Genomic DNA, 21,858 nt, shown 5'->3' with positions numbered 1-21,858 from the left:
AGTTGTCCGACATTCTGGTGTCCGAGCAGTCCGCGGCCGGTGCGTCCGGCCGCCCCTCGGGCAGGTTGCTCGAGGTCGACGATCTCCGGGTGGAGTTCCGCACCCGGGACGGCGTCGCCAAGGTCATCAACGGGGTCACGTACCACGTCGACGCGGGGGAGACCCTCGCCGTGCTCGGCGAGTCCGGCTCCGGTAAGAGCGTCACCGCGCAGACCATCATGGGCATCCTCGACACGCCGCCCGGTTTCGTCACCGGCGGTCAGGTCCGCTTCCACGGCAAGGACATGCTCGCCATGCCCTTCGAGGAGCGGCGCCGCATCCGCGGCGAGGGCATCGCGATGATCTTCCAGGACGCGCTCTCGGCGCTGAACCCGGTCTTCACCGTCGGGTTCCAGATCGCCGAGCAGTTCCGGGTGCGGCGCGGGATGAGCCGCTCCGACGCCAAGAAGCGCGCGATCGAGATGCTCGACCAGGTCAAGATCCCGAACGCCAAGGGCCGGTACAGCAGCTACCCGCACCAGTTCTCGGGCGGTATGCGGCAGCGCGCGATGATCGCGATGTCGCTCGCCCTGGACCCGGAGGTGCTGATCGCGGACGAGCCGACCACCGCGCTCGACGTGACGGTGCAGGCGCAGATCATGGACCTGCTCGCCGAGCTCCAGCGGGAGCGGCAGATGGGCCTGATCCTGATCACCCACGACCTCGGCGTGGTCGCCGACGTCGCGGACCGGATCGCCGTCATGTACGCGGGTCGGATCGTCGAGGAAGCCAACGTCTACGACCTGTACGCCAAGCCGGCGCACCCGTACACGATGGGCCTGATCAACTCGATCCCGCGGCTCGACGAGAAGGGCCAGCAGCTCCGGACGATCAAGGGTCTCCCGCCGAACCTGATGAACATCCCGCCGGGCTGCCCCTTCAACCCGCGCTGCCCCATGGCGCAGCCGGTCTGCCGGGAGAAGGTCCCGCCGCTGCTGCAGGTCGGCTCCGGCCGGGCCAGCGCCTGCCACTTCGCCGAGGAGTTGGTGAACCGTGACTGAGAACATTCTCGAGGTCCGTGACCTGGTCAAGCACTATCCCGTGACCCGGGGCGTGGTGTTCAAGAAGACCATCGGTCACGTCAAGGCGGTCGACGGGGTCTCCTTCGAGCTCAGGGCCGGCGAGACCCTGGGCGTGGTCGGCGAGTCGGGCTGCGGCAAGTCGACGCTGGCCCGGGTCCTGATGAACCTGGAGAAGCCGACCGGCGGCAGCGTGCACTACAAGGGCCAGGACATCTCCAAGCTCTCCGGCCCGGCGCTGCGCCGGCTGCGCCGGCAGATCCAGTTGGTGATGCAGGACCCGTACACCTCGCTGAACCCGCGGATGACGGTCGGCGACCTGATCGGCGAGCCGTTCGAGATCCACCCGGAGGTGGCGCCGAAGGCCAGCCGCCGGGACAAGGTCAAGGAACTGCTCGACCTGGTGGGCCTCAACCCGGAGCACATCCACCGGTACCCGCACCAGTTCTCCGGCGGCCAGCGCCAGCGCATCGGCATCGCCCGGGCGCTCGCCCTGCGGCCCGAGATCATCGTCTGCGACGAGCCGGTCAGCGCCCTGGACGTGTCGATCCAGGCGCAGGTGATGAACCTGTTGGAGAAGCTCCAGGTCGAGTTCGGCCTGTCGTACGTGTTCATCGCGCACGACCTGTCCGTGGTCCGGCACCTGTCGGACCGGGTCGCGGTCATGTACCTCGGCAAGATCGCGGAGATCGGCACCGAGGACGAGATCTACGAGCGGCCGACCCACCCGTACACCCAGGCGCTGCTCTCGGCGGTGCCGGTGCCGGACCCGACCGTCCGGGAGAACAAGGCGATCATCCGTCTCTCCGGTGACGTGCCGTCGCCGGTGAGCCCGCCGTCGGGCTGCCGGTTCCGGACCCGGTGCTGGAAGGCGCAGGACGTCTGCGCCGAGCAGGTCCCGCTGCTGGAGATCCGCCCGGGCTCGGACCACCCGAGTGCCTGCCACTTCGCGGAGAGGCGCGAGATCGTGCACACGCACGAGGCGTGACCCCCACGGAACCGCCTGCTGACGTCATCGCGACGACGGCAGGCGGTTCCGTCGTTTCCGGGGCGCGGCGGCCCACCCCCGCCGGGGCGCGGCGGCCCACCCCCGCCGGGGCGCGGCGGCCCACCCGGCCGGGGGACGACGGCGGACCAGGCCATCCGGCCCGATCCGGGCGCGCGGGCCGCTGCCGGCCTTCGGCCCGGGGTGCTGCCGGCGTCCGTCCGCCGGGGGCGGTGCTGCCGGGTACGCCAGCCGGGGGTACTGCCGGCGTCCGTGGCCGGGGTGCTGCCGGCGTACGCGTCACAGGGGGCCGCGGCCGGCGCGGAGCAGCAGCAGCGCGAGCTGCGTCCCGTCGGCGCCGAGGGCGCCCCGGAAGCGCTCCAGGATCTCCCGTTCCCGGGACAGCACCAGCCGGGTGCCGCCGGAGGCCATCCGGGTGACCCCGACCTCCTGGGAGAGCCGGGCCCGCTCCTGCCACAGCTCGACCAGCGCCCGGTCGATCTCGTCGATCCGCTCCCGGATCTCGACGATCCGGGCGGCCGCGGTCGGCTCCTGGGTGCCCGTGCGCGCCTCCGGCCTGGCGCCGTCGGCACCTCCCGGGGCGTCGACGGGGGTGCCGGGGGCGCCGGGGTCGGACCCGCCCGCCTCGGGTCGCGTCAGGCTGCCGTTGGACTCCACCACGTCTGTCATCATCGGGTACCCCTCGCTGTCAGGTGCCCGGTGCCCGGATCCCGGGACGGAGAAAGCCCCGGACTCCAGGAGCCCGGGGCTTTCTCGTAGGTCTGGTTGATCAGGCGCGACCTACGGCTGCCGGACTCCCGGTGCCGTAGTAAAAGTAGAAGCGCTGACCGAACACGTCGTCGAGTATGCCGACCCCCGGCCGGCCGGCGCAAGGATTCGGCGCAACCCGTGCCCGGACGGGCGGTCCCGGTGCCGTCGTGACGCCGGGACCGCCCGCGACTCAGCCCAGCCGGGTGATGCGGTCGGCCGGTCCGGGAGCGACCGGGGCGCCCGCGCCCAGGTAGGCGATCAGTGCGTCGACGTCGAAGCCCGGGGCGGTGGTCCGCGCCGTGCCGGCCCGCAACTCGGTGAAGCCGTCCCCGCCGTTGGCCAGGAAGTCGTTCGTGGTGACCCGGTAGCTGGCGGCCGGGTCGACCGGCGCGCCGTCGAACGCCAGGGCGCTGACCCGCGAGCCGGCCGGCGCGGTGCTGTCGTAGGAGTAGGTCAGCCCGGCCGAGACCTGGAGGACGCGCTGGGTGGTCTGCCCGTTGAAGCCCACGAACTGCTGCTCCAGCACGTTGCGCAGTTGCGCGCCGGTGAGGGTCTGGGTGACCACCAGGTTGTTGAACGGCTGGACGGTGAACGCCTCGCCGTAGGTGACCTCGCCCGGCGCCTCGCCCCCGGCCGAGGCCGCGTACGGCAGGGACGCCCGGATACCGCCCGGGTTCATCAGCGCGATCTGCGCCCCGTTCGACCGGGTGTACGCGAGCTGGGCGTCGGCGATGACGTCACCCAGCGGGCTCTCCCCGCTGGGGCGGGCGTCGCGGACGATGTCGGCCGAGATCCGGCCCACCACCCGGTTGGCGATGGGCGCGACGGCCGCCCGGTACTTGTCGGCGAGGGCCTTGGCGCCCGGGTCCACCAGGTCGGGGTTGCGCACGTACGTGCCCGGGGCGCTCTGCTGCCAGGTGCCGTCCGGGTTGCGGACGCCGTTCTCGACGACGACGTTGCGGGCGGTGATCCCGGTGAAGCGGCCGGTGCGCCGGTCCAGCGAGTAGTCCACGTCGGTGATCAGCTGGCCGTTGTTGCCGGCGCTGGTGACCACGCTGCGGGCGCCCGAGGAGTTCGGCAGCGAGCAGGAGTAGAAGCGGTGGGTGTGCCCGGAGACGACCAGCCCGAACTCCGGCCGCAGGCCGCGCACGATGTCCACGATCGGCCCCGAGAAGTTGGCGCAGTCCGAGACGCCGGGGGTGGCCGGCGGCGGCGACTGGGCGCCGCCCTCGTGCACCAGCAGCACCATCGCCTTGACGCCGAAGAGCTTGAGCAGGCCGCCCCACTTGTTGGCGGTCGCCACCTCGTCGGTGAAGCGCACGGAGGCGATGCCGGCCGGGTTGACGATGCCCGCGGTGCCCTCCAGGGTCACGCCGACGAAGCCGACCGGCACGCCGCCGACGAACCGCACGTCCACCGGGGGCAGGATCGGCAGGCCGGTCTTCCGGTTGACGGTGTTGGCGGCCAGGTAGGTGAACTTCGCGCCGGCGAAACCGTCCCCGTCCTGGCAGCCGTCGACCGGGTGGCAGCCGCCCTTGTTGATCCGGATCAGCTCGTCGACGCCCTCGTCGAACTCGTGGTTGCCGACGGAGCTGACGTCCAGGCCGATCTCGTCCATCAACTCGATGGTCGGCTCGTCGTGAAAGGCGGCGCTGACGAGGGGGGTGGCGCCGATCAGGTCGCCGGCCCCGACGGTGGTGGTGGGCCGCCCCTCGGCGCGGGCCTCGGCGCGCAGCTTGCGCAGCCAGGTGGCGAGGTACTCCACGCCTCCGGCGGGAGTGCCGTTGACCGCCGCGCCGCTTCCGCCGGGCGGGTCGATGGCGCCGTGGAAGTCGTTGTAGCTCAGGAAGTTGCCCTTGACCTCGCCGCCGGTCGGGGCGGCGTAGGAGATCGAGACGGGGGTGAGGCCGGCCCCCCGGTCGTCGGCGGGGGCCGGGGCGGGCCGGGTGGCGGGGGACAGCGTGGCGACGACGGCCAACGCGAGGGTGGGCGCGGCGAGGTGGCGCAGCGTCGCCCGACCGCGCGAACGCGGCTGAGTCATGGTCGTTCTCCCAGTCGTGTACGGGGGAGGAGCCGGATTTTCACCGTCATCGTTGTGCACGGGGGACGGGGGCACCAGACACGACAGGGTGACATCTTCGTCTCGACCGGTCGGGCAGGGGACGAACCGTCCCCGGCCCGCCGGGGCGGGCACCGGGTGCACGACGCGGGCCGGGGCGGATCGGCCGGCCCGGCGGACACCTCGGGCGAGCCGGGGTACACGCGGCGGGGGAGTGTCCGCCCGGCGGCATAGACTCGCCGTGCGATGCATCCTCTCTTCGACATCCCCGCGTCCCCGCCCGCGCCGACGCCTGCCCCGACCTCGCCGCACCGGCCCAGGTCGGCGGGTGTTCAACTCGATCCGCAGGCCCTGGTCGAGGGCCTGAACGGCCCGCAGCGCGACGCCGTCACCCATGCCGGCTCGCCGCTGCTGATCGTGGCCGGTGCGGGCTCGGGCAAGACCCGGGTGCTCACCCACCGGATCGCCTACCTGCTGGCCGCCCGGGACGTGCATCCCGGCGAGATCATCGCGATCACCTTCACGAACAAGGCCGCCGGCGAGATGAAGGAGCGGGTCGCCCACCTGGTGGGTCCCCGCGCCCGCCTGATGTGGGTGTCGACGTTCCACTCCGCGTGCGTGCGCATCCTGCGCGCCGAGCACGCGCACGCCGGGCTGAAGTCGACCTTCTCGATCTACGACGCGGACGACTCCCGCCGGCTGATGCAGATGGTCGCCAGGGAGCTGGACCTCGACCCGAAGCGCTACCCGGCGCGCGGGCTGGCCGCCCAGGTCTCCAACCTGAAGAACGAGCTGGTCGACCCGGAGGAGTTCGCGGGCCGCGCCAAGGGCCCCAACGAGCGGGCGCTGGCCGAGGCCTACACGCTCTACCAGCGGCGGCTGCGCGAGGCGCACGCGCTGGACTTCGACGACCTGATCATGACGACGGTGCACCTGCTCCAGTCCCACCCGCACGTCGCGGAGAGCTACCGCCGGCGGTTCCGGCACGTCCTGGTGGACGAATACCAGGACACCAACCACGCGCAGTACGTGCTGATCAAGGAGCTGGTCTCCGGCACGGAGGGGATCGAGCCGGCGGAGCTCTGCGTGGTCGGTGACGCCGACCAGTCGATCTACGCGTTCCGGGGCGCCACGATCCGCAACATCCTGGAGTTCGAGCGCGACTTCGGCGACGCCCGCACGATCCTGCTGGAGCAGAACTACCGCTCCACCCAGACGATCCTCAACGCGGCCAACGCGGTGATCGACCGGAACACCTCGCGCAAGCCGAAGCGGCTGTGGAGCGAGGCGGGCGCCGGCGAGCCGATCGTCGGCTATGTGGCCGACACCGAGCACGCCGAGGCCGACTGGGCGGCGCGCGAGATCGACCGGTTGGTCGACGCCGACGAGACCCGCCCCGGCGACGTGGCCGTCTTCTACCGCACCAACGCCCAGTCCCGGGTCTTCGAGGAGGTGTTCATCCGGGTCGGCCTGCCCTACAAGGTGGTCGGCGGGGTGCGCTTCTACGAGCGCAAGGAGGTCCGCGACGCGCTGGCCTACCTGCGCGCGGTGGTCAACGACGACGACACGGTCAGCCTGCGCCGGGTCCTCAACACGCCGCGCCGGGGCATCGGTGACCGGGCCGAGGCGTGCGTGGAGGCGCTGTCGAGCCGGGACCGGATCTCCTTCGGGGCGGCGCTGCGGCGGGCCAAGGACGCCCCGGGCATCTCCACCCGGGCGGCCAACGGCATCGCCGACTTCGTCGCCCTGCTCGACGGCGCCCGCGAGCTGGCCGAGACGGGCACCCCGGAGGAGGTGCTGGAGGCGCTGCTGACCCGCTCCGGCTATCTCAACGAGCTGGAGGAGAGCCTCGACCCGCAGGACGCGGGACGGGTCGACAACCTCCAGGAACTGGTCAGTGTCGCCCGGGAGTACACCGAGCGGATCGAGGCCCTCGGCGAGGAGGGGGAGCGGGCGACCCTGGCCGGCTTCCTGGAGCAGGTCGCGCTGGTCGCCGACGCCGACCAGTTGCCGACGGACGACCCGGACCACCAGGGCGTGGTCACGCTCATGACGCTGCACACCGCCAAGGGGCTGGAGTTCCCGGTCGTCTTCCTGACCGGCCTGGAGGACGGCGTCTTCCCGCACCTGCGCTCGCTGGGCGACAGCCGGGAGCTGGAGGAGGAGCGCCGGCTGGCGTATGTCGGCATCACCCGGGCCCGTCAGCGTCTCTACCTCTCCCGGGCGGTCACCCGCTCGGCGTGGGGGCAGCCGGCCTACAACCCGCCGTCGCGCTTCCTGGAGGAGCTGCCGCCGGAGCTGGTGCGCTGGGAGCGCACCGAGGGGTCGTACACCTCGTGGGCCGGCGGGGGCGGCGGCGTGGGTGGCCGCGCGGACCGGATGCCCGGCGGGCGTGCGGGCTTCAACGGCGGCACGCCGAAGGCGGCGCAGCTGGCGAAGCGACTGGGGGTCGACGCCAGCCGCCTGACCACGGCGAGCGAGCTGCCGCAGGGGCCCAAGGTCGCCGTCGGCGACCGGGTCAACCACCAGCGCTACGGCCTGGGCCGGGTGCTCGCCGTAGAGGGGCACGGCCCGGGCGCCCGGGCGCAGATCGACTTCGGCGACCAGACGATGTGGCTGGTGCTCCGGCACGCCCCGATCGACAAGCTCTGAGACCGGCCCGGCCCGGCAGCGCGCCGGACCGGGCCGTTTCCGGTGGTTAAGGGTCAGCAGGCCACGTCGATGCCCCGGGCGCGCAGGAACGGCGCGGGGTCGATCTGGTTCCACATCTGGCCCTGGTGCACCTCGAAGTGCAGGTGCGGGCCGGTGGAGTCGCCGGTGGACCCCTCCAGACCGATGGTCTGTCCGGCGCTGACCTTCTCACCTACGCCCACCTTGGCGGTGCTCAGGTGGGCATAGTGGGTCAGGTAGCCGTTGCCGTGGTCGACGAAGACGGAGATGCCGTACCCGTCGCCGACGTCGCCGGCCTTGGTGACCGTGCCGCCGAAGGCGGCGCGGACCGGGGTGCCGGCGGGCAGCGCGAAGTCGATGCCGGCGTGCTGGGTGCCCCAGCGCGGGCCGTAGCAGGAGGTGATCGCCGCGCCCCTCATCGGGATCACCCAACTGGGCTTGGGCTTGCTGGTCGCCTTCGGCTTGCTGGTCACCTTCGGACTGGCGACGGTCGGCTTCGGGCTGGGCTTCGCCGACGGGCTGGCCTTGGTGGGGCTGGGCGTCGGGCTCGCCGAGGGGGTGGCCGGAGCGGTCGTCTCGCGGGCGGAGCGGTCGGCGCGGTCGGCGCGTTCGGCGCGGTCGGCGGCCTCCGCGCGGGCCTGCGGCTGCACGGCAGCGGCCGGCGCGGCGGGCTCGTCGTTCCCGGTGGTCGCGAAGGCGGCTCCGCCGAGGCCGAGGCCGGCCAGGGCCGCCGCAGCGATGATCATGCGGGTGCGGCTGCCGACCGGCCGCCGGTGCCGGACGGGGGCGTCGGGGGTGTTCTCGTTCCGAATGTCTTCCTGCACGGCGGACCTTCACCTGATCGAGGGGCACTTGACCTCGAAATACTGGTGTCGCCACGCCCCGTGACGGGTAGGGATACGGAGCTACGGCGAGTCGCGGACGGCCGTCCCCGCCCGTTGCGTCCTCGTTCGGCGGGTTCGCACGCAAAAGTGATCATGCCTAAGGGTGACGCCGGTCACATTTCCGTGTGTGACCCAGGTTACTTTGACCGACGGGGGGCAACGAAAAACCGCCCGGATCGACAGATCCGGGCGGTCGACGTGCGATGCGTAGCGTCAGGGCGCGGTCACCTCGCTGTAGTACGCCTCGACTTGTAGCTGGATGTCCACCCCGCGCTCCTTGAGCCACGGCACCGGGTCGAGCGGCTCGCCCTTGACATGCACCTCCAGGTGCAGGTGGGAGCCGTAGGAGTGGCCGGTGTTGCCCACGAGGCCGAGCTGGTCGCCCGCCTTCACCTGCTGCCCCTCCTTCACGCTCAGCGCGGAGGAGTGGCCGTAGATCGCCTCGCTGCCGTCGGCGTGCTGGACGATCACGGTGTAGCCGTAGCCGCCGAACCAGCCGGCCTTGGTGACGGTGCCGCCGTGGATGGCGACGTAGGGCGTGCCCTCGGCGGCGACCAGGTCGACGCCGGTGTGCAGCTTGCCCCAGCGCATGCCGTAGGGCGAGTTGAACTCGTAGCCCTGGAGGGGGAGCAGCCAGACCTCGGGTTCGGCGGATTCCCCGGTTCCGGCCCGGTCGCTGTCGCGACTGGCGCGGTCGGCGTTGTCGGCGCGGGCCGCGGCGTCCTGGTTGATGGTCGACGCGGCCTTGAGCTCGTCGAGGACCGACGGGTTGACGCTCTTGGCGTCGGGCAGAGCGCCCGCCCCGATCGCGACGATGCCGGCGCCGACGAACGCGGTGGTGACGACCGCCGCGTAGCGGCTCCGCGGGGGGGTGGGTACGCGGCGGCGACCGCGATATCGATCGGGCTCAGACGACAGGCGCTGGCGCACGCACACCCTCCGTTGTCGGGGATCCGAAGCGGCTTCCTCGACGCCCGTGAAACCCGGGTGAACGTCGGCTGGCCGCGTCGTCACCCGTCCGTGGACCTGATGACAACCGTGGACACGGTAGCCAACCACCAGTCCTGTCACAAGCCGAAGCGCCGAATTGCTACCGCGTTATGTCCCTTTGCGTCCGTGATTGTCATGGCTCGTGCCCTCGAACGGTGCCCCCCTAACTGCCCGTTCGTCGCGCAGGGTGACCGAACGGCGGAGTCGTCCGGCTTGACGCCGAGGGCTGTCGCGGTTCGTCGTGCCGGTGTCGACGGCACCCCGCCGCCCCCGCGCGCGTGAGTTTCGTCGCCCGGATTTCCCGGGCAGGGGCGGGCGGGTTACCGTTCGTTCAGTGCAGCCGCGGAGCCGTTCAGTGAAGCCGCGGAGCCGGTGGAAGGGATGCGCGGATGAGCTCTCGTATTCGGGTCGTCGTCGCCAAGCCGGGCCTGGACGGCCACGACCGTGGCGCAAAGGTCGTCGCGCGTGCCCTGCGGGACGCCGGCATGGAGGTCATCTACACCGGCCTGCACCAGACCCCGGAACAGATCGTGGAGACCGCGATCCAGGAGGACGCCGACGCGGTCGGGCTCTCGGTGCTGTCGGGGGCACACATGACGCTGTTCCGGCGGGTGGTGGAGCTGCTCGGTGAGCGCGACGCCCGCGACATCGTCGTGTTCGGCGGCGGCATCATCCCCGACGCCGACCTTCCGGAATTGCAGCGCATCGGGGTCGCGAAGATCTTCACGCCGGGTGCGACCACCCAGTCGATCGTCGAGTGGGTCCGACAGAACGTCGCCCAGCCGGTCGCCTGACGCGGTCGCGGGCTCGGGGCCGTCGCCCGGCGGCTGTCGCGGGCCGGGCCGTTCGCCACCGTGGTCGCGGGCTCGGGGCCGACGACGGGCAGGGGGAGGGGCCGGACGCACCCCTCACACGTCCGGCCCCTCTATGCACGATGCCCCGCCGCCACCCCTCGACCGACAGGGCATCGGCCGCTCCCGCCGTCGCGCTGCGAGCAGCGCTCCGACACCTGACTCAACGACCTCCCCAAGCAGGGGTTACGCACCCCCGCCAACATCGCCCGGACGGCTGAGATCGGGTCGAAGTCGCGAAAAGACCACGTGACGGCGCCGAATGTGCATTACCACACAACGCGCACCCGCTCGGTTGCCGGCGGTGCCCACCTCGCTAGGCTGCGCCCAATGGCCTGTTTCAACTCTTGACAGGCGTCAAACTGTTTTCCATACGCTGGTGGCGGCGCGACGGCGCGCCGCGGAGACGGGACGGGACGCGCAAACGTGGACCTGTACGAGTACCAGGGGCGGGACCTGTTCGAGCGGCACGGCTTGCCCGTGCTGGCCGGCGGCGTCGCCACGACCCCGGAGGAGGCCCGCGCGATCGCCGAACGCCTCGGCGGTCGCGTGGTCGTCAAGGCGCAGGTGAAGGTCGGTGGCCGAGGGAAGGCCGGCGGCGTGAAGCTGGCCGAGGGCGCCGAGGAGACGGTGGCCCGCGCCACCGACATCCTCGGCATGGACATCAAGGGCCACACCGTCCACAAGGTCATGATCACGGTGACCGCGGACGTGGCCGAGGAGTACTACTTCTCCTACCTGCTCGACCGGGCGAACCGCACCTTCCTCTGCATCGCCAGCGTCGCGGGCGGCATGGACATCGAGCAGGTCGCCGCCGAGACGCCGGAGAAGGTCGTCAAGGCGCCGATCGACGCCAACACCGGCGTCGACGAGGCGAAGGCGCGCGAGATCGTCACCGCCGCCAACTTCCCGGCCGACGTCGCCGACCAGGTCGTCGCGGTCGCCGTGGACCTGTGGAAGGCCTTCGTCGCCGAGGACGCCACGCTGGTCGAGGTGAACCCGCTGGCCAAGACCGGCGAGGGCAGGCTGCTGCTGCTCGACGCCAAGGTCACCCTCGACGAGAACGCCGCGTTCCGGCACCCGGACCACGAGGCGCTGGTCGACCAGGCCGCCGTGGACCCGCTGGAGCAGGCCGCCAAGGAGAAGGACCTCAACTACGTCAAGCTCGACGGTGAGGTCGGGATCATCGGCAACGGCGCCGGTCTGGTCATGTCGACCCTCGACGTGGTCGCGTACGCCGGTGAGCGGCACGGCGGCGTCAAGCCGGCCAACTTCCTCGACATCGGCGGCGGCGCGAGCGCCGCGGTGATGGCGAACGGGCTGGAGATCGTCCTGTCCGACCCGTCGGTGCGGAGCGTCTTCGTCAACGTCTTCGGCGGCATCACCGCCTGCGACGAGGTCGCCAACGGCATCGTGCAGGCGCTGGCCCTGCTCGAGCAGCGCGGCGAGCAGGTCGCCAAGCCGCTGGTCGTCCGCCTCGACGGCAACAACGCCGAGGCCGGCCGGGCGATCCTCGACGGCGCGAACAACCCGCTGGTCCAGCGGGTGGACACGATGGATGGCGCGGCCGAGCGGGCCGCCGAGCTGGCGGCTGCGGGGGTCTGACAATGGCTATCTGGCTGACCAAGGATTCGAAGGTCATCGTCCAGGGGATGACCGGTTCCGAGGGTTCCAAGCACACCCGGCGGATGCTCGCCGCGGGCACCAACGTCGTCGGCGGCGTCAACCCGCGCAAGGCGGGCCAGACGGTCGACTTCGCCGGCACCGAGCTGCCGGTCTTCGCCAGCGTCGCGGACGCGATGGCGCAGACCGGCGCGGACGTGACCGTGATCTTCGTACCGCCGCAGTTCACCAAGGGCGCGGTCGTCGAGGCGATCGACGCCGGAATCGACCTGGCCGTGGTGATCACCGAGGGCGTGCCGGTGCACGACACCGCCGCGTTCTGGGCGTACAACGTCGCCAAGGGGGAGCGGACCCGGATCATCGGCCCGAACTGCCCGGGCATCGCCTCGCCGGGCGCCTCCAACGCCGGCATCATCCCGGCCGACATCACCGGCACCGGCCGCATCGGCCTGGTCAGCAAGAGCGGCACGCTGACCTACCAGATGATGTACGAGCTGCGCGACATCGGCTTCTCGACCTGCGTCGGCATCGGCGGTGATCCGATCATCGGCACCACCCACATCGACGCGCTCGCCGCGTTCGAGGCAGACCCCGACACCGACGCGATCGTCATGATCGGTGAGATCGGCGGCGACGCCGAGGAGCGGGCCGCCGAGTTCATCAAGGCGAACGTGACCAAGCCGGTGGTCGGCTACATCGCCGGCTTCACCGCTCCGCCCGGCAAGACCATGGGTCACGCCGGCGCGATCATCTCCGGCTCGGCGGGCACCGCCGACGCCAAGAAGGACGCGCTGGAGGCCGTCGGCGTCAAGGTCGGCAAGACCCCGACCGAGACCGCCAAGCTCATGCGGGAGATCATGTCCGCGGGCTGAGCCCCGACTGACGTACGACCGGAGGGCCGACCGTTCGCGGTCGGCCCTCCGGCCGTCGTGGGACGGTTGGCCCCGGCGGTTGTCGAGCGGGTGGTCGCCGCCGGACCGGATCAGGGGTCGGAGACGGTGGATCACGGAACTCGTCACCCCTGCGGGGCGGTATCGGACTGCCACCGTAGGCCGGGCATGCCAGAGTAGACGCGATGTCCTCCGTCACCCCTGATCAGCCCAGCCGTCCCGGCGTCGACGTCGGCCCCGGCGCCCGGCCGGCCGCGCCCGTCGGGCGGGGTCGGCGGGTGCCCGCGCCGCGCGCCGGCGAGCCGCGCCGCAGCCGCGCCCCGCTCGCCGTCGCCGCCGGGGTCGCCGCCGGCTGGGCGGCGCTCACCTCGTGGCTGCCGGTCGTGCTCGTGCTCTGGCTGTTCCAGCTCAGCGAGGGTGCCGCCTCCGTGCCGGGCGCGCTCCGCGCGGGGTTGGCCGGCTGGCTGCTCGGGCACGGCGTCCCGCTGGAGTCCGCCGCCGGCCCGCTCGGGCTGGCCCCGCTGGCGCTGACCGCGTTGGTGCTCTGGCGGCTCACCCGGGCGGGCGTACACGCCAGCCGGGCCATCGGCGCGCGGGGCGGGCGCTCACCCCGGCAGGCGCTCCTCGCCGCCGGCGCGGTCGGCGTCGCGTACGCGCTGCTCGGGGTGCTCGGCGCGGTCCTGTCCGGCGCGTCACCGGTCCGTACCGGGCTGACCCTCGTGGTGCTCGGCACGCTCGCGGCCCTCGTCGGTTCGACCCGGACGACGCAGGTGGCCGGTCTGCTCGCCGCGCGCTCCCCGGAGCCGCTGCGCGACGGGATCCGCACCGGGCTCGTGGCCGCGCTGCTGCTCTTCGGCGCGGGAGCCGGCGCGGCGGGGCTCGCCGTGGCCACCGGAGGCGGCGACGCCGCCGACCTGATCGGGGCCTACCGCACCGGGGTCGCCGGCCAGGCCGGCATCACGCTGGTCAGCCTCGCCTACGCGCCCAACGCCACGATCTGGGCGGTCAGCTACCTGCTCGGCCCGGGATTCGCCGTCGGCACCGACACGGCGGTACGCACCAGCGAGGTCTCCGTCGGGGCGCTGCCGGCCGTACCGCTGCTGGCCGGACTGCCGCGTGGGCCGGTCGACGGGCTCGGGGCCGGGCTGCTCGCGGTGCCGGTGCTGGCCGGGATGGCCGCGGGTTGGCTGCTCGCCCGCCGGCTGCTCCGGCTCGCCGCCGCCGACCGGGCGCCGCTGCGTTGGCGGGCGCTGCTCGGGCCGGCGGCGCTCGCCGGTCCGGTGGCCGGTCTGCTGCTGGGCGCCGCCGCGGCTGCCTCCGCCGGGCCGCTCGGCGGCGGCCGGCTGGCCGAGGTGGGGCCCGTCGCCTGGCAGGTGGCGGCGGTGGCGACCGCGGTCGTCACCGTCGGGGCGCTGATCGGTGCCGCCGCGACCCGGGTGCTGTCCCGCACGTCCCGCTGAGCGAACGGCGTCGATCCCGGCGGCGGTGACCGCGGGCCGGGCGTCGATCCCCGGCGCAGGGGCGTCCGGACAGTCGATCCGCTCGGCGTGCCCGACAGACGCCGAAGGGGCATCCCGGACGAGCCGGGACGCCCCTTCGCACGGCGGTCAGGGCTGGTAGATGCTGAAGCCCACGAAGACGATCTGGAGCAGGCCGAGCACGATGCCGACAGCGCCGCAGATCAGGCCGGCGAGGGCCTGACTGCCGTTGTCGGCCAGCCCCTGGTCGGCCTTCTGCTTGCCCAGCCATCCCGTCACCACCGCGCCGATGCCCAGCGGGATGCCGAGGTAGCAGCAGACCAGCGGAATCGAGGCGATGCCGAGGATCATGGACACCAGGCCGAGGGTGTTCTGCTGCTGCCCCGGCCCCTTCGCGCCGAACCCGGCGTTGGGGTACATGGGCGGCGGCGGGTACGCCTGCTGGCCGTACGGATCCTGGTAAGGCGGCTGCCCGTACGGCTGGCCGGAGGTCGGCGGCTGCCCGTACGGCTGGGCCGACGTCGGCGGGGGCCCGTACGGGTCCTGCTGGCCGTACGGATCCTGCGGCGCGTACGGGTCGTTCGGCTGTCCGGAGGTGGGCTGCTGACCGTACGGAGCCGCTGGCGGCGGGGTGTACGGATCGTGGTGCGGCGCGGTCGGATCCTGGTGCGGCTGCTGGCCGTACGGATCCTGTCCGGGGTAACCGGGCTGCATGCGACTCCTCGTCCGATCTGTCAGTAGCTGCTGGTGGACGTGTCGCCGCCCATGATGCCGGCGAGCCCACCGAGCAGGCAGCAGACCAGCACGATCACGTACCAGCTGATGCCGACGATGAGGGCCCACTTGGACCACTTCTTCGACTCGGCGGCGGCGGCCTGGGCCCCGGCGTAGTCACCCTGCTGGAGCAGCGGGTTCACCTTGGAGGCGTTGATGATCGCCGGGATGGCCAGCGGCCAGAAGAGGAAGATGGCGACGATCGACATCGTCATGTTGTTGTTGATCTGCGGCTGCTGCGGCTGGTATCCGGGCTGCATCTCGGCGTACTCCTCATTCCACTCGACGCCCCGTCGGGGCGTCGGATCACTGACGGGTGCGGGCCGACGCGCGCCGGGCCCGAGCGACCGGCAGCGTACCTGGTCCGGACCATTCCCGTCGTCGGCGAATGTCGCAATGCCCAGCGGATGGACCGGCCGGCACGCCCGATAGGGTGGCCCGGTGACCGAGCCCGCGTCCGTCGCCCGCATCGTCGTCCTCGTCTCCGGCTCCGGGAGCAACCTCCAGGCACTGCTCGATGCCGGCGCCGATCCGGCGTACGGGGCCCGGGTGGTGGCCGTCGGCGCGGACCGGAACGGCATCGCGGGTCTGGACCGGGCCGCCGCGGCCGGGGTGCCGACCTTCGTCGAGCGGGTCGCCGACCATCCCACCCGCGAGGACTGGGACGCGGCGCTCACGGCCAGCGTCGCCGAGCACCGGCCCGACCTGGTCGTCTCCGCCGGCTTCCTCAAGCTGGTCGGCCCGCGCTTCCTGGCCGCCTTCGGCGACCGCTACCTGAACACGCACAACACGCTGCTGCCGGCGTTCCCCGGCATCCACGGCCCGCGCGACGCCCTCGCCTACGGCGTGAAGGTCACCGGGGCCACGCTCTTCTTCGTGGACGCCGGCATGGACACCGGCCCGATCGTCGCGCAGGTCGCCGTTGCGGTGCACGACGACGACGACGTCGAGACGCTCACCGAGCGCATCAAGGAAGCCGAGCGGCACCAGCTGGTCGAGCAGGTGGGCCGCCTGGTCCGCGAAGGTTGGACGATCACCGGAAGAAAGGTCACGGTCCCGTGAGTTCCACTCAGGACGAACGCCGCCCGATCAGGCGGGCGCTGGTCAGCGTCTACGACAAGACCGGGCTGGTCGAGCTGGCCCGGGCGCTGCACGCGGCCGGGGTGGAGATCGTCTCGACCGGCAGCACGGCTTCGGCCATCGCCGGCGCGGAGGTGCCGGTGACGCCGGTGGAGACGGTGACCGGTTTCCCGGAGATCCTCGACGGGCGGGTCAAGACGCTGCACCCGAAGGTGCACGGCGGGCTCCTCGCCGACCAGCGCAAGGACTCCCACGTCGCCCAGCTCGGCGAGCACGGCATCGCGGGGATCGACCTGCTGGTGTCCAATCTCTACCCGTTCCAGGCCACGGTCGCCTCCGGCGCCGGCGTCGAGGAGTGCGTCGAGCAGATCGACATCGGAGGTCCGGCCATGGTCCGGGCCGCCGCCAAGAACCACGCCTCGGTCGCCGTGGTGACGGATCCGGCCGCGTACCCGGCGCTGCTCGCCGCGCTCGACGAGGGCGGCTTCACGCTGGCCCAGCGGCGGGGGCTGGCCGCCCGCGCCTTCGCCGTCATCGCCGAGTACGACGTGGCGGTGGCCGAGTGGTGCGCCGCCACGCTGGCGCCCGAGGAGAACGGCTGGCCGGACTTCGCCGGGCTGTCGCTGCGCCGCACGGCGGTGCTGCGCTACGGCGAGAACCCGCACCAGCCGGCGGCCCTCTACGTCGACCCGTCCAGCCCGGCGGGGCTCGCCCAGGCCGCGCAGCTGCACGGCAAGGAGATGTCCTACAACAACTACGTCGACGCCGACGCGGCGTGGCGGGCGGCCAACGACTTCACCGACCAGCCGGCCGTGGCGATCATCAAGCACGCCAACCCGTGCGGCATCGCCGTCGGCGCCGACGTGGCCGAGGCACACCGCAAGGCGCACGCCTGCGACCCGGTCTCCGCGTACGGCGGGGTGATCGCGGTCAACCGGCCGGTCTCGGTCGAGCTGGCCCGGCAGGTCGCGGAGATCTTCACCGAGGTGCTGGTGGCACCCGGTTTCGACGAGGGCGCGGTGGAGATCCTCCAGGCCAGGAAGAACATCCGGCTGCTGCACGCGCCGGCCTTCGACCCGTTGCCGGCCGAGTGGCGGCAGGTCACCGGCGGCGTACTGGTCCAGCGGGCCGACCGGATCGACGCCGAGGGCGACGACCCGGCCAACTGGCGGCTGGCCACGGGAGAGGCCGCCGACGAGGCGACCCTGCGCGACCTGGCCTTCGCCTGGCGGGCCGTGCGCGCGGTGAAGAGCAACGCGATCCTGCTCGCCTCCGACGGCGCAACCGTCGGCGTCGGGATGGGCCAGGTCAACCGGGTCGACTCGGCGCAGCTCGCGATCAGCCGCGCCGGGGCGGACCGGGCCCGTGGCTCGGTCTGCGCCTCGGACGCCTTCTTCCCGTTCGCCGACGGCCCGAAGATCCTCATCGACGCCGGCGTCCGCGCCATCGTGCAGCCGGGCGGCTCGATCCGCGACGAGGAGGTGATCGCCGCCGCCAAGGAGGCCGGCGTCACCATGTACCTCACCTCCACCCGCCACTTCTTCCACTGACCGGCCCAACCCCCCCCCGGCCCCCGCCCCTCCGCCTTGGTCGATCATGCAGTTGTGGTGCCCCGCGTAAAGGGTGGATGCGGGCGATCCGCCCACCACAACTACTGATCGTCCGGATGGCGGGGGCGGGGTCGGGTGGCGGTCAGGGGGTGGGGCGGAGTTCGGCGAAGTGGCAGGCCGAGGGGTGCGGGTCAGCCGCCCGGGGGACCGCGTGGGGCTCCTGGTTGGCGCAGACCTCCTGGGCCTTCCAGCAGCGGGTGCGGAAGTTGCAGCCGCTGGGCGGGTCGGCGGGGCTCGGCACGTCGCCCGTCAGCCTGATCATGATGCGCTGGTCGCGGGCCTCCGGGTCCGGCACCGGCACCGCCGAGAGCAGCGCCTGGGTGTACGGGTGGGTGGCCCGCTCGTAGATCTCGTCCTCGGTGCCGATCTCCACGATCTTGCCGAGATACATGACCGCGACCCGGTCGGAGATGTGCCGGACCACCGACAGGTCGTGCGCGATGAAGATGTACGACAGGCCGAACTCGTCCTGGAGCTTCTCCAACAGGTTGATCACCTGGGCCTGGATCGACACGTCCAGGGCGCTGACCGGCTCGTCGCAGACGATGATCTCGGGCCGCAGGGCGAGCGCCCGGGCGATGCCGATGCGCTGGCGCTGGCCGCCGGAGAACTGGTGCGGATACCGGTTGATGTGCTCCGGGTTCAGGCCGACCACGTCGAGCAGCTCCCGTACCCGGGCCTGCCGGCTGCCCTTCGGCGCGGCGTCCGGGTGGATCTCGAACGGCTCGCCGATGATGTCGCCGACCGTCATCCGGGGGTTCAACGAGGTGTACGGGTCCTGCATGACCATCTGCATGTTGCGCCGCAGGCGGCGCAGCTCGGCACCGGAGGCGGAGAACAGGTCCCTGCCCTCCAGGGTGGCCCGCCCCGCGGTCGGCGTCTCCAGCCGCATCAGCAGCCGGGCCAGCGTCGACTTGCCGCAGCCCGACTCGCCGACCACCCCGAGGGTCTCGCCCCGGCGCAGCTCGAAGCTGACCCCGTCGACGGCCTGCACGGCGCCGACCTGCTTCTGGAACAGCACGCCCTGCCGGATGGGGAAGTGCTTGACCAGGTCTTCGACGGCGAGGATCGTCTCGCCGCGCACCTTGGTCGGGCTAGCGGGCGCTGTCATCACGGACCTCCTGGGCGAAGTGGCACGCGCTGGTCCGGCCGTCGCCCAGCACCAGGTCGTGCGGCACCACGTCGACGCAGACCTGCTGCGCGTACGGGCACCGGGGGTGGAACGGGCAGCCGGACGGGATCCGCATCAGGTTGGGCGGCAGCCCCTTGATGGTGGAGAGTTCCTGGCCCCGTACGTCCAGGCGCGGAATCGACTCCAGCAGCCCCTTCGTGTACGGGTGGGCCGGCGCCCGGTACAGCGAGTGGACGTCGGCGTGTTCGACGATCCGGCCGGCGTACATGACGGCGATCCGGTCCGCGACGCCGGCGACCACGCCGAGGTCGTGCGTGATCAGGATCATCGCCATGTCGAGGTCGCGGCGCAGGTCGGCCAGCAGGTCCATGATCTGGGCCTGGACGGTGACGTCCAGGGCGGTGGTCGGCTCGTCGGCGATCAGCACCTTCGGGTTCATGGCCAGCGCCATCGCGATCATGACGCGCTGCCGCATGCCGCCCGAGAACTGGTGCGGATAGTCGCCGATCCGGCTGGCGGCGCCGGGGATCCGCACCAGGTCCATCAGCTCGACGGCCCGGCTGCGCGCGTCCGCCCTGGACATGCCCTCGCGCTGGCGCAGCGTCTCGCCGATCTGCCAGCCCACGCCGAAGACCGGGTTCAGTGCGGAGAGGGCGTCCTGGAAGATCATCGCGATGTCCTTGCCGCGCACCTGCCGGCGCTGCTCCTCCGGCAGCTTCAGCAGGTCGCGCCCCCGGTAGCGGATCTCGCCGGAGCGGATCACGGCGGGGGGAGTGTCGAGAATGCCCATGATCGCCTGGGCCGTGACGGACTTGCCGGAGCCCGACTCGCCGAGCACCGCGAGCGTCTCGCCGGGATCCAGGTGGTACGACACCCCGTTGATCACCTTGGCCACACCCTCGCCGGTGCGGAACTCGACGTGCAGGTCCCGTACGTCCAGCAGGTGCCCACCCTCGGGCGTCGGGGAGGCCGGCGTGGGCCGGACGGCGGACTGACTCACGGTCTCTGCCTTTCGCTCGCGACTGCGGGGCTCGCTGCGCTCACTCCTCGCGCTCGCACGTGTCACCGGAGTTTCGGGTCGAAGGCGTCACGGATCGCGTCGCCGAGCATGATGAACGCCAGCACGGTGAGCGCGAGGAAGACCGAGGGAACCAGCAGCGGGGTGGCCGACTCCCGCATGTGCACCCGGCCGGCGTCGATGTCGATGCCCCAGGAGATGGCCGGCGCCCTGAGCCCGATGCCGAGGAAGCTCAGCGTGGCCTCGGCCGCGATGAACGAGCCGAGGGCGATGGTCAGCACCACGATCGCCGGGGCGAGCGCGTTGGGCAGGATGTGCCGCAGCATGATCCGGCCGTCGCCGGCGCCGAGCATCCGGGCCGCCGCGACGTAGTCCTGCTCCTTGGCGGTGATCACCGAGGAGCGGACGACGCGTGCGGCGGTGGTCCAGCCGAGTACCGCCAACACGAAGATCACCGCGCTGATCCGGACCGTCGAGCTGTCGCTGTTCACCCGCTTGAGCAGCACGATGGCGGCGAGCAGGAGCGGGATACCGAGGACGATGTCGATCACCCGGGAGAGCACCGCGTCGACCCAGCGGCCGAAGTAGCCGGCCAGCAGCCCCACGGCAAGCGCGATCAGGCCGGTGAGCAGCGCGGAGAGCGCGCCGACCAGCAGCGACGCGCGGGCGCCGTACACCGCCCGGGAGTACGTGTCGCAACCCTGGAAGTCGTACCCGAAGATCGCCCCGCCGGACGGCCCGGCGTGCTGGCGGGCCAGCACGCAGTCGCGCGGGTCGTTCGCCGTGAAGAGCCCGGGAACGGCGGCCATGGCGGCGACCAGCACCACCAGGGCGAGGCTGATCCAGAAGATCGGCTTGCGGCGCAGGTCGCGCCAGGCGTCGCCGGCCAGGCTGCGGGGCTTCTGCGGTACGCCCACCTGGTTCGGCGCGCCGGGCTCACCCGACGGCCCCCGCCGCGCGGCCTGGTTCTCGCTCGCGGCGACGGTTTCGAAGTCACTCATAGCGGATCCTCGGGTCGAGTACGGCGTACAGGACGTCCACCACCAGGTTGGAGACGAGGTAGACCACGACGAGCACGCTGACGATGCCCACCACCAGCGGGCCGTCCTCGGTGCGGATGCCGCGGAAGAGGTTGAAGCCGACCCCGGGGATGTTGAACACGCCCTCGGTGATGATCGCGCCGCTCATCAGGTTGCCCAGCTCGACGCCGAGGAAGGTGACCACCGGGATGAGCGAGTTGCGCAGCACGTGGACGCTGACGATCCGCCGCTTCACCAGCCCCTTCGACCGGGCGGTGCGGACGTAGTCGGCGCGCAGGTTCTCGGCCACCGACGTCCGGGTCAGCCGCAGCGCGGTGGCCAGCGAGAGCGAGCCGAGCACGATGCCCGGCAGCAGCAGCGCGTACAGGTCCGGGTCGGCGCCGGCCGTGGGCGGGAAGAGCTGCCACCTGACGCCGAGGAGGTACTGGGCGAGCGGTGCGAGCACGATCGTCGGGATGCCGAGCACCAGCAGGGTCAGCAGCAGGGTCGAGTTGTCGAAGATGCTGGCCCGCCGGATGCCGGCGAGCACGCCCGCGGTGACCCCGAAGAGGATGGTGACCGCCATGGCGATCAGCGCCAGCTTGACCGTGACCGGCCAGGCGGCGGCCAGGATGTCGCCGATCGAGCGTCCGGTGAGGGACTGCCCGAGGTCACCCTGGAGCAGGTTCCTGAGGTAGTCGAAGTAGCGGTAGAAGAAGCCGCCGACGCCGGTGCGGTCGAGGTGGAACTTCTCCGTCAGGTATGCCCGCTGCGCCGCCGTGACCGGGCGCTCGCCGGCGAGCGCCTGGATGGGATCGCCCTGGCCGGCGAACATCAGCGCGTAGACGATCAGCGTGGTCCCGAAGAACGCGAGGACCATCTGGAGCAGACGCCGCAGGATGAAGCGGAACATACTTGGCAGTCTGGCGGAAAAAGTGCGAAGAGGAAGGCGGGTCGGGCCACCGT

19 protein-coding genes are annotated in these 21,858 nt (G+C 72.1%); 9 read left to right on the top strand and 10 right to left on the bottom strand.

Annotation, left to right across the window (positions count from 1 at the left end):
• The first annotated feature begins 17 nt into the window (after window positions 1-17).
• Entirely contained in the window at window positions 18-1,040 is a 1,023-nt protein-coding gene (locus KBX06_RS02150; RefSeq protein ID WP_210832936.1) for an ABC transporter ATP-binding protein, read from the top strand.
• Complete coding sequence (locus KBX06_RS02145) at window positions 1,033-2,046, top strand: ABC transporter ATP-binding protein (protein WP_210832455.1); 1,014 nt, start codon at window positions 1,033-1,035, stop codon at window positions 2,044-2,046. The genes KBX06_RS02150 and KBX06_RS02145 overlap by 8 nt, the downstream gene beginning before the upstream one ends.
• 297 nt (window positions 2,047-2,343) lie before the next feature.
• On the opposite strand, the gene KBX06_RS02140 is transcribed toward KBX06_RS02145, so the two are convergent.
• Together KBX06_RS02140 and KBX06_RS02135 are read right to left on the bottom strand one after the other, a co-directional pair.
• Window positions 2,344-2,736 carry a chorismate mutase gene (locus tag KBX06_RS02140; protein WP_210832454.1) on the bottom strand — a complete coding sequence of 131 codons (393 nt, stop codon included), beginning with the start codon at window positions 2,734-2,736 and terminating at the stop codon, window positions 2,344-2,346.
• A 268-nt stretch (window positions 2,737-3,004) separates the two neighbouring features.
• Window positions 3,005-4,855 (bottom strand): bifunctional UDP-sugar hydrolase/5'-nucleotidase, encoded by a 1,851-nt coding sequence (locus KBX06_RS02135; RefSeq protein ID WP_210832453.1) that lies wholly within the window; start codon window positions 4,853-4,855, stop codon window positions 3,005-3,007.
• A 264-nt stretch (window positions 4,856-5,119) separates the two neighbouring features.
• On the opposite strand from KBX06_RS02135, the gene pcrA reads away from it, so the two are divergent.
• Window positions 5,120-7,525: a DNA helicase PcrA gene (gene pcrA, locus KBX06_RS02130; RefSeq protein ID WP_210832452.1), complete on the top strand. Its 2,406-nt coding sequence runs from the start codon at window positions 5,120-5,122 to the stop codon at window positions 7,523-7,525.
• Between the two features lie 53 nt (window positions 7,526-7,578).
• Here the strand turns inward: pcrA and KBX06_RS02125 are convergent, their stop codons facing one another.
• Together KBX06_RS02125 and KBX06_RS02120 are read right to left on the bottom strand one after the other, a co-directional pair.
• Complete coding sequence (locus KBX06_RS02125) at window positions 7,579-8,367, bottom strand: M23 family metallopeptidase (protein ID WP_307854392.1); 789 nt, start codon at window positions 8,365-8,367, stop codon at window positions 7,579-7,581.
• A 273-nt stretch (window positions 8,368-8,640) separates the two neighbouring features.
• On the bottom strand, window positions 8,641-9,357 hold the full coding sequence (locus KBX06_RS02120; protein ID WP_210832451.1) for a M23 family metallopeptidase: 717 nt from the start codon (window positions 9,355-9,357) through the stop codon (window positions 8,641-8,643).
• Window positions 9,358-9,806: 449 nt separating this feature from the next.
• On the opposite strand from KBX06_RS02120, the gene KBX06_RS02115 reads away from it, so the two are divergent.
• From KBX06_RS02115 to KBX06_RS02100, 4 genes are all read left to right on the top strand, one after another.
• A complete protein-coding gene (locus KBX06_RS02115) occupies window positions 9,807-10,211 on the top strand; it encodes a cobalamin B12-binding domain-containing protein (RefSeq protein ID WP_210832450.1) in 405 nt (134 codons plus the stop codon).
• 483 nt (window positions 10,212-10,694) lie between these two features.
• Window positions 10,695-11,873 (top strand): ADP-forming succinate--CoA ligase subunit beta, encoded by a 1,179-nt coding sequence (gene sucC, locus KBX06_RS02110; RefSeq protein ID WP_210832449.1) that lies wholly within the window; start codon window positions 10,695-10,697, stop codon window positions 11,871-11,873.
• A gap of 2 nt (window positions 11,874-11,875) precedes the next feature.
• Window positions 11,876-12,763, top strand: coding sequence for a succinate--CoA ligase subunit alpha (gene sucD / locus KBX06_RS02105; RefSeq protein ID WP_210832448.1), 888 nt, complete (start codon window positions 11,876-11,878; stop codon window positions 12,761-12,763).
• A gap of 203 nt (window positions 12,764-12,966) precedes the next feature.
• Entirely contained in the window at window positions 12,967-14,241 is a 1,275-nt protein-coding gene (locus KBX06_RS02100; protein ID WP_210832447.1) for a DUF6350 family protein, read from the top strand.
• Window positions 14,242-14,388: 147 nt separating this feature from the next.
• Here KBX06_RS02100 and KBX06_RS02095 read toward each other — a convergent pair whose 3' ends face one another.
• Together KBX06_RS02095 and KBX06_RS02090 are read right to left on the bottom strand one after the other, a co-directional pair.
• Window positions 14,389-14,973: a DUF4190 domain-containing protein gene (locus KBX06_RS02095; RefSeq protein WP_210832446.1), complete on the bottom strand. Its 585-nt coding sequence runs from the start codon at window positions 14,971-14,973 to the stop codon at window positions 14,389-14,391.
• 20 nt (window positions 14,974-14,993) lie between these two features.
• Window positions 14,994-15,293, bottom strand: coding sequence for a CD225/dispanin family protein (locus KBX06_RS02090; RefSeq protein WP_210832445.1), 300 nt, complete (start codon window positions 15,291-15,293; stop codon window positions 14,994-14,996).
• Window positions 15,294-15,474: 181 nt separating this feature from the next.
• Between KBX06_RS02090 and purN the strand changes: the two genes are divergently transcribed.
• The gene (gene purN, locus KBX06_RS02085; RefSeq protein WP_210832444.1) at window positions 15,475-16,095 is read left to right on the top strand and encodes a phosphoribosylglycinamide formyltransferase; all 621 of its coding nucleotides are present in this window, start codon (window positions 15,475-15,477) and stop codon (window positions 16,093-16,095) included.
• Entirely contained in the window at window positions 16,092-17,663 is a 1,572-nt protein-coding gene (gene purH / locus KBX06_RS02080) for a bifunctional phosphoribosylaminoimidazolecarboxamide formyltransferase/IMP cyclohydrolase (RefSeq protein ID WP_210832443.1), read from the top strand. The genes purN and purH overlap by 4 nt, the downstream gene beginning before the upstream one ends.
• Before the next feature lie 142 nt (window positions 17,664-17,805).
• Here the strand turns inward: purH and KBX06_RS02075 are convergent, their stop codons facing one another.
• From KBX06_RS02075 to KBX06_RS02060, 4 genes are all read right to left on the bottom strand, one after another.
• Window positions 17,806-18,834, bottom strand: a complete 1,029-nt coding sequence (locus KBX06_RS02075) for an ABC transporter ATP-binding protein (RefSeq protein WP_210832442.1) — start codon at window positions 18,832-18,834, stop codon at window positions 17,806-17,808.
• Window positions 18,818-19,855 (bottom strand): ABC transporter ATP-binding protein, encoded by a 1,038-nt coding sequence (locus KBX06_RS02070; protein ID WP_210832441.1) that lies wholly within the window; start codon window positions 19,853-19,855, stop codon window positions 18,818-18,820. The genes KBX06_RS02075 and KBX06_RS02070 overlap by 17 nt, the downstream gene beginning before the upstream one ends.
• 62 nt (window positions 19,856-19,917) lie before the next feature.
• Window positions 19,918-20,874: an ABC transporter permease gene (locus tag KBX06_RS02065; protein WP_210832440.1), complete on the bottom strand. Its 957-nt coding sequence runs from the start codon at window positions 20,872-20,874 to the stop codon at window positions 19,918-19,920.
• Complete coding sequence (locus KBX06_RS02060) at window positions 20,867-21,805, bottom strand: ABC transporter permease (protein ID WP_210832439.1); 939 nt, start codon at window positions 21,803-21,805, stop codon at window positions 20,867-20,869. The genes KBX06_RS02065 and KBX06_RS02060 overlap by 8 nt, the downstream gene beginning before the upstream one ends.
• Window positions 21,806-21,858 lie beyond the last annotated feature (53 nt).

The sequence above is a fragment of the Micromonospora sp. C31 genome (genome assembly GCF_018070575.1).
Taxonomy (GTDB): domain Bacteria; phylum Actinomycetota; class Actinomycetes; order Mycobacteriales; family Micromonosporaceae; genus Micromonospora.
Note: the sequence above shows the minus strand (reverse complement) of the source record. Positions and strands in the feature narration are given on the sequence as shown.